The 6992-nt window shown below is 59.6% G+C and carries 6 protein-coding genes and 1 tRNA gene; 2 read left to right on the top strand and 5 right to left on the bottom strand.

The features are described 5' to 3' along the window. Window positions 1–959 precede the first annotated feature (959 nt). The 4 genes from ACP7DD_RS26155 to ACP7DD_RS26170 form a co-directional block, all read right to left on the bottom strand. Window positions 960–1033, bottom strand: a tRNA-Cys gene (locus ACP7DD_RS26155). A 340-nt stretch (window positions 1034–1373) separates the two neighbouring features. Then, entirely contained in the window at window positions 1374–2228 is an 855-nt protein-coding gene (locus tag ACP7DD_RS26160; protein WP_426178284.1) for a hypothetical protein, read from the bottom strand. Continuing rightward, window positions 2228–2806: a recombinase family protein gene (locus ACP7DD_RS26165; protein WP_426178285.1), complete on the bottom strand. Its 579-nt coding sequence runs from the start codon at window positions 2804–2806 to the stop codon at window positions 2228–2230. Before ACP7DD_RS26165 ends, ACP7DD_RS26160 begins: the two co-directional genes overlap by 1 nt. Then, on the bottom strand, window positions 2763–3110 hold the full coding sequence (locus ACP7DD_RS26170; RefSeq protein WP_426178292.1) for a recombinase family protein: 348 nt from the start codon (window positions 3108–3110) through the stop codon (window positions 2763–2765). Before ACP7DD_RS26170 ends, ACP7DD_RS26165 begins: the two co-directional genes overlap by 44 nt. A gap of 203 nt (window positions 3111–3313) precedes the next feature. Here ACP7DD_RS26170 and istA point away from each other — a divergent pair, with 203 nt between their 5' ends. Then, a complete protein-coding gene (gene istA / locus ACP7DD_RS26175) occupies window positions 3314–4837 on the top strand; it encodes an IS21 family transposase (RefSeq protein WP_426178287.1) in 1524 nt (507 codons plus the stop codon). Between the two features lie 11 nt (window positions 4838–4848). Further along, window positions 4849–5616 carry an IS21-like element helper ATPase IstB gene (gene istB, locus ACP7DD_RS26180; RefSeq protein WP_426178288.1) on the top strand — a complete coding sequence of 256 codons (768 nt, stop codon included), beginning with the start codon at window positions 4849–4851 and terminating at the stop codon, window positions 5614–5616. 501 nt (window positions 5617–6117) lie between these two features. Here the strand turns inward: istB and ACP7DD_RS26185 are convergent. Next, window positions 6118–6699: a recombinase family protein gene (locus ACP7DD_RS26185; protein ID WP_426178290.1), complete on the bottom strand. Its 582-nt coding sequence runs from the start codon at window positions 6697–6699 to the stop codon at window positions 6118–6120. Window positions 6700–6992: the final 293 nt, after the last annotated feature.

Here is a 6992-nt window from a genome sequence, read left to right on the forward strand (position 1 = left end):
ATCGCCCTGAAAAGCGGCTAGAACTTGGTTCTCAGGAGGCATGCGGGTTTGGATCGATAAATTTCGACTGATCATCGATAAAACCCGAAGGTATTCATGCCTTTTTCAACGCCCTGCTAGAGGTGTGTGTTTGCTGAGTAACCTATGCAAATTGTTTAATGATAAGGAACCCGCCATGCCAACTGGCAAAATCATCTATTGGAGATTTAGCAAAAACGCGGTCGTGCTCCGTGAGAGGCGGTTTTCAGACGGTTCCGCGATCATAGAAACGGATGAGGGAACTATGTTGGTTGAAGCCTTGGCACCTTGGGGAACGACACCCATTTTCACGCCAGCGCTTGAGAGCCTCGAGAAGGTACCGGATAGGTGAGAACCGGCACCTCTCACTTGGATCAAGGGAAGCTTAAATGAGTTAAAGCTTCACACGGGCGCTTATGCTCTGCTTGCTCACGTACCCTTGCGACATCGCAGTGCATTGCTCCTGCGCCATCTTAGCGGACCATCCGAAGGATCTTCTGTGACCTCGACGCAAGGCAAGCCGGGCTGCGCCCGTGTCGAGGCGGGGGTGTTGCTGGGCGCCTACTGACGCAAGTAGGGCGCCGGCACGGTGAAGCGGGATGAGCCTTGAAGCGCTGATGTGCTAGCGCGCGGACAGCGCATATCCCGACGACCGACGGTCGACGTCATGGCGGAAACTCGAATGCCGTCAGCATTCCGACCTGGTTTGCGGTTTCACCGGCGCTCGGAGCCTAGACAAGGTGCTGCTCGGCATGGGCACGCCGATCTGCGCAAGAGGTTGGGTATGATCCAGTCCGATGAGTGCCCGTTCACGCCGGAGCATTCACCTTGCTATGGGTCGTGGGCAAGCCCATCTTGCTGGCCGAGGTCAGCTTTGCTGAAGGGACTAAGGCCGGAAAGGTTCGGCATCCGGTTCTGCATGGGGTAAGGTATGCAGTTGATGGAGGCGGGGACTGGAATCGAACCAATCTGTGCGACTTTGCAGGTCGCCGCCTTACCTCTTTGCTACCCCGCCGAGACCAATGATCCTCCTGAATCGGTTCGGCGCCATACGGCTGGGTCAACTCAACAGTTGATTGATATCGTCGCGCCGGGTCGCATCGTGGCGAATTGATGGGAAATCTGGATGGGTGGATGCTCGAGTGTCATGACCCTACACTCATCGGTGAATTTCGTTTGCCTCGAGTTTTGCGCGAGCTTCGCAGGGTGGGTGTACTGGATGCGTGTCCAGTCATATCAAAAGACAGCGCGCGATGGGGCAGCGCAGACCCGATCTGGAAATTTCCGCTGACCTGGGTGCTGTCGGGAGCCTCACGGTAGTTCGCAAAGGCGCGGAAATCGTCGCAGCGTTCCACCTAGGCGGGGGCGCTCGGCAGCCAGGGGAGCCACTTCCCGCGCTGTTCCACGCCCGGCTCGTGACAATGCGTGGTCTGGGAACGCTGTTCCAGGGATGGGCGCGGCCTCTCGACCATAAAATTGGGGGCGCCGACTGCTTGTGCTAGGTTAAACAAATGCGCAATGCTCGGCACTGCAAACTGATCGTAGAGTGTCAAAGTACGGGTGGATGGCCACAGGTATTGTTTTGGAAAAAATTCAGCGCGCGGCAAGAGGTACAACTGCGCAACGGTAACATTGTCTGCAACCATTCTGGCCCAGATAATGAAGTCAACGGGGACTTCGTAGGCCAATGTCACCTTCCAGCAGGGATGAGCTCGTTCGCCGCGGCAACGCGTGCACAATAATCTTGCGACCACTTTGCCGATACGGTAGGTGCGACAGGTGAGTTGTTGGAAATCAATCGTGGCCATCGCTAGGCAGCGCTCGAGCTCCCGCATAAGGTCAGCGATGGCAAAGCGCGGCTGAAAGTGGGCGGTGGTGGCGGCGGATATCTGTTCGTGCTCAACGCCGGCCGCGCGTATGGCGTCAATATAGCTGCCGAAGCGCACCTTATAGGTCTTAGCGGAGGGCAGTAAATTATTTGCGTCGAGCGATTCGTAGGTGACGCTTTCGCCTCTAGCGAGAATGGCGCGCAGCCCGCCAAGCAATTCATTGTCGCTCCAGCGGTGTTTGCGCCGGGCGCGCTCAGCCTGGGACGCGTCGAAGCGAGCTTGGGTCACGATCGCGGGGAACGCGTGCGGCACCAAAAGCCACTTGTTTCGGTCATTCGGGCGGCGACTCGACTTCATAAGCTGAGTGCTGCGATTGAACACTAGGTGCCGGTGTATTTTGGGTTGGTAAGTATGCTTTTGACGTGGAAGTCGGACCAACGGCCCGAGGGGTGGGGCACTTTCTGTTCGTTTAGCGTGACGGCGATGCTGCAGTCGGCCATACCCTTATCGATGTACATGGCGTAAATGCGTTTGGCGGTGCTGACCTCCTTCCTGGGACCAAGCACGTACCTGACACGGTCAGTGGGAATGCTCTTGCGTTCTCCGTGTTCGAGGATGCGACCAGGCTTAGCACACGCCGAGATGGTTTGACGGCGCAGACCATAGCCAGCGCTGCCTCCCTGCTTGAAGCCGGCGCGGATGAGGTTGCACTGGGCGCGCTTGACCTTCACCGACAATTCGCGGCTGTACTCGGCGGCCATTGTGCGCTTGATCGCCTTTAGCATCGACGCTAATGGCGACCCGTCGTTGTCAAACGGCTCGGCGCAGTAGGCAACGACAATTCCCGCGCGCCCGCAGGTAAACTCATACGCTGCAGCCTCGTCCGAGTCCTGGAAACGCCCCCAGCGGCTGACGTCATAAACAAGGATGGTTCCGAACGGGGGCGTTGGCAGGTACATCGCGCAGAAGATTCATCAATCCCACTCGCCCATTGAGGGTCAGACCGCTGCGGCCCTCGTCGCGATAGACGGCTACGACCTCCATTCCGCGCTGGGCGGCATAGTTCCGCAACACGCATTCCTGGTGGCGGGTGGAATAGTTCTGGTGTTCAGTGGAAGCGCGAACGTACAAGGCGACACGTCTTGAGGCTGTAAGCATAGCGGCCTCGGCGGCTCTTTTGCATTGAGGATCGTGTAAGTGGTGCGGATAGTGGGTATTTCGGTCCATCGTGCCCACTGATTCCGGTCCATCGTGCCCAGCCATTCCGGTCCATCGCGCCCACCCATTCCGGTCTATCGTGCCCAGTTTGAGGGCCTGACCGGAATCACTGGTCACGATACCGGAATCGGTGGGCACGATACCGGAATGGCTGGTCACGATACCGGAACGGTGTCGTAGAACGCCAAGATGATGTTACGCATATAGCAACCGAGCGAGTACGCTTCCAGCTTTTTCCTGGAGACAGCGTGCCCGCACCAAGGATCAATATGCGTAAGATAAAAGATGTATTGCGTTTGAAGCTCGACGCCCAGTTATCGCATCGGCAGATCGCCGCTGCGCTGGGTATTTCCAAGGCTGCCGTCACCAAGTACCTTGGTCTGGCTGCAGCAGCAGGGCTGGACTGGGCCGCCGTACAGGGCGTCGATGAAGTGACGTTGGAGCGGCGCCTGCTGGTGGCGCCAGAGCGGCCACGAGACCACGTACAGCCCGACTACGGCAGTCTGCATCAGGAACTGCGGCGCAAGGGCATGACGCTGATGCTACTGTGGGAAGAGCATCGGGCAGACTACGCCGATCGGCAAACCTACGGCTACACGCAGTTCTGCGAGAACTACCGCCGCTTCGCCAAGCAGCTCAAGCGCTCGATGCGCCAAGTGCACCGAGCCGGCGAGAAGCTGTTCATCGATTACGCTGGCCCGACCATCGGGCTGACCGATGGCAGCCGCGCCCACATCTTCGTGGCCGCCCTGGGGGCTTCCAGCTATACATTCGCCTGCGCGACGCCGCACGAGACAATGAAGGACTGGCTTGAGTCCACTGCACGCGCACTGGCCTTTATCGGTGGCGTCCCGCAGCTGATCGTGCCGGATAATCCGAAGGCGATGATCGCCGACGCCAACCGCTACGAACCGCGCAGCAACGACACGGTGCTCGACTTCGCGCGCCACTACGGCACCTCGATCCTGCCGGCCCGGCCACGACATCCGCAAGACAAGGCCAAGGCTGAATCGGCAGTGCAGATCGTTGAGCGCTGGATCATGGCACGCCTGCGTCACCAGCAGTTCGACAGCGTGCACGAGGTCAATCAGGCGATGGCGCCGTTGCTCACCCGCCTGAACGAAAAGCTGTTCCAAAAACTGCCAGGAAGCCGCGCCAGCACCTTTGCCGAGATCGACGCACCAGCCCTGTTGCCGCTGCCGATACAGCGTTACGAAATGGCGCACTTCAAGACGGTGAAGGTGCACATCGACTACCACGTCGAGGTCGAGCGCCACCGCTACAGTGTGCCGCACTCGCTGGTCGGACAGGTGCTCGAAGCACGCATCACCACGTCGGTGGTGGAGCTGATGCACAGAGGCCAGCGCATCGCCAGCCATGCCCGCAACAGCCGCCAGGGCGGGTTCACGACGACAGCCACGCACATGCCGGCCGCGCACCGCGCTCACATGGAATGGACGCCGCCCCGACTGATTCACTGGGGGCAAAGTATCGGTCCGGCGGCGGCCGAAGCGGTGACGCGGTTGATGGCCGAGAACAAGCATCCAGAGCACGGCTACCGTGCCTGCCTTGGCCTGCTGTCGCTGGCCAAGCGCTACGGCAAGGTGAGGCTTGAGGCAGCCTGCATGCTGGCCCTGCAGATCGGCGCCTGCCAGTGCCGCCACGTGCGCGACATCCTTACCAACAACCGCGACCAGAGCGCACCGGTAGCCGCCGGTGATTGGGTGAGTCCAGACCATGCCCACGTCCGCGGACCTGGCTACTACCAATGAGGAATGACGAAATGATGATGCACACAACCCTGGCGCAACTACGCTCACTGAAGCTGGACGGCCTGGCGGCCGGCCTTGAAGAACAACTGGCACAACCCGGCATGACCGCTCTGAGCTTCGAGGAGCGCGTGGCGCTGTTGATCGACCGCGAGGTCCACGCGCGCAACGACCGCAAGCTGGTGCGGTTGCTGAAGAACGCTCACCTCAAGTACGGGCAGGCTGCGATCGAGGACATCGACGCACGCGCCGGTCGCGGCATCGACCGTCGCGAGGTGATGAGCCTCGCCCTGGGCGAGTGGGTCAGCGCCGGTCACAGTGTCCTGATCACCGGCCCGACCGGTGCTGGCAAGTCGTGGCTGGCCTGCGCACTGGCGCAGTACGCCTGCCGGCGTGGTTACTCCGCCGTCTACCAGCGTGTACCCCGCTTGCAGGAAGAACTGCGCATCAGGCACGGCAGCGGGGCCTTCGGCAAATGGCTGCTCCAACTGGCGAAGACTGATGTCCTTGTGCTGGACGACTGGGGCATGGGCGCCATCGACAGCATGACGCGTTCGGATCTGCTGGAGATCATTGACGACCGGGCGGGATACAAGGCGACGATCATCACCAGCCAGCTTCCGGTTGAACACTGGCATGCCTGGATCGGCGACGCCACCATCGCCGACGCCATCCTGGACCGCATCATGCAGCGCAACCACCGCTTCACGCTGACCGGTGACTCGCTGCGTGCCCAACGACCCAAAACCAGTAAAAAGGAGATAAATATCGACCCATCGTGACCGCACCGACTACAATTTAACCGCGTAACACCATCTCATGCGCAAGTGGGCGCGATAGACCGGAATGGGTGGGCACGTTCACCGAAATACGCACTCGTTTGCACAAAGCCTAAATTGCGTTCGATATGCCCTCCGGCTTTGCGGCCGTGTTTGACTAGAGGTGCGCTGGGTGTCAGCTTATAATTGACGACCTTGGGACGATGGCTCTAGCAATCGCTGCACAAGACCGGCGGTTTCACGATCGTTAGTACTGTCGCGGTGAGACGCCGTTGATCTTCGCCAGAGCCCTCACGCTCTGCTTGCTCGCGTACCCTCCCGCCATCGCCTTGCGCTGCTCTAGCGTCCGGCTACGAAAGTGACGGTTTAATGCCGGGTTGGCGCGTGCGAATCGCCTGTGGCTCAGTTTTCAAATATAGCAGAGGACCTAGGCGAAGCCGCTGGGGCAGGCGGGCTACGCGGGTGTGTACGACCCGGCGTTAGGCTCTGGCGGTCTGTATGCGGTCAGGCTGCGCAGTACCTCTTAACGGTGGAATCCGACAGGCCGAAGTGCTTGGCTGCTTCGCTGATGGAAGCCTTTTTCTTCGCCCGCCATGCCTTGACGGCTGTTGAATCGCCCTTTGCGGGACGTCCAAGGCTCTCCTTGCCCCGGTGGGTAAGCCCGGTTGCGGCTAACGACGCTCGGGCGAGGGTCCGGCCTGCCGCGGTACGCTCGTTGATCCGGGCACGCTCCATGTCTGCTACCTGAGCCAATACGGCAACGATCAATTCGCCCACGCCCGGACCGATTGGGCCAAGGCCATTGACGTGCACGGTGACGCCCTTTTTAAGCAACGCCCGGATGGTGGTTTGTACGTCGATAGCGTCCCGGCCCAGACGGTCAACGGCGTAGACATGGATGGTGTCACCCTTGCGCACAAAGGCCAGCATCGCCGCGAACCCCGTACGATCAGCAGCCGGGATAGCTCCTGACACGCCTTCGTCCTTGAATTCGTCTTCGATCAGGCCAGCGTGGGTAAGCGCTGCCTTCTGAGATTTAATGGACTGGGACGAGTCGCTAACGCGGTAGTAAGCTATGTGGCTCATGGGCTAAATACTCTCAAGGTCAGAAGATAGATAGTTAATTATGACCTAGTTCATAACCACTGTCCATTATCTTTTGACCTAGGCGTGAGCGGTCGACTCGGGGTAGGTCGCAAGTTACAAGTTGTGAGCCTTTGATGTTCTGGCCTGATGAGCCGATGAACCCGGTCCCAACGCCTAGGGAAGCACTGATTTATTCTTCGGGCACTGGTTCCGTCTGCTAGCAAGACCTGAGACAATAACGGCACGCACACTACCGTCCAGTTGATCATGCAGAAGAGTTTTTCCGACCTTGA

Origin of the sequence: Massilia sp. TWR1-2-2, from assembly GCF_049897565.1 — a bacterium.
Lineage (GTDB): Bacteria > Pseudomonadota > Gammaproteobacteria > Burkholderiales > Burkholderiaceae_D > JAFCUW01.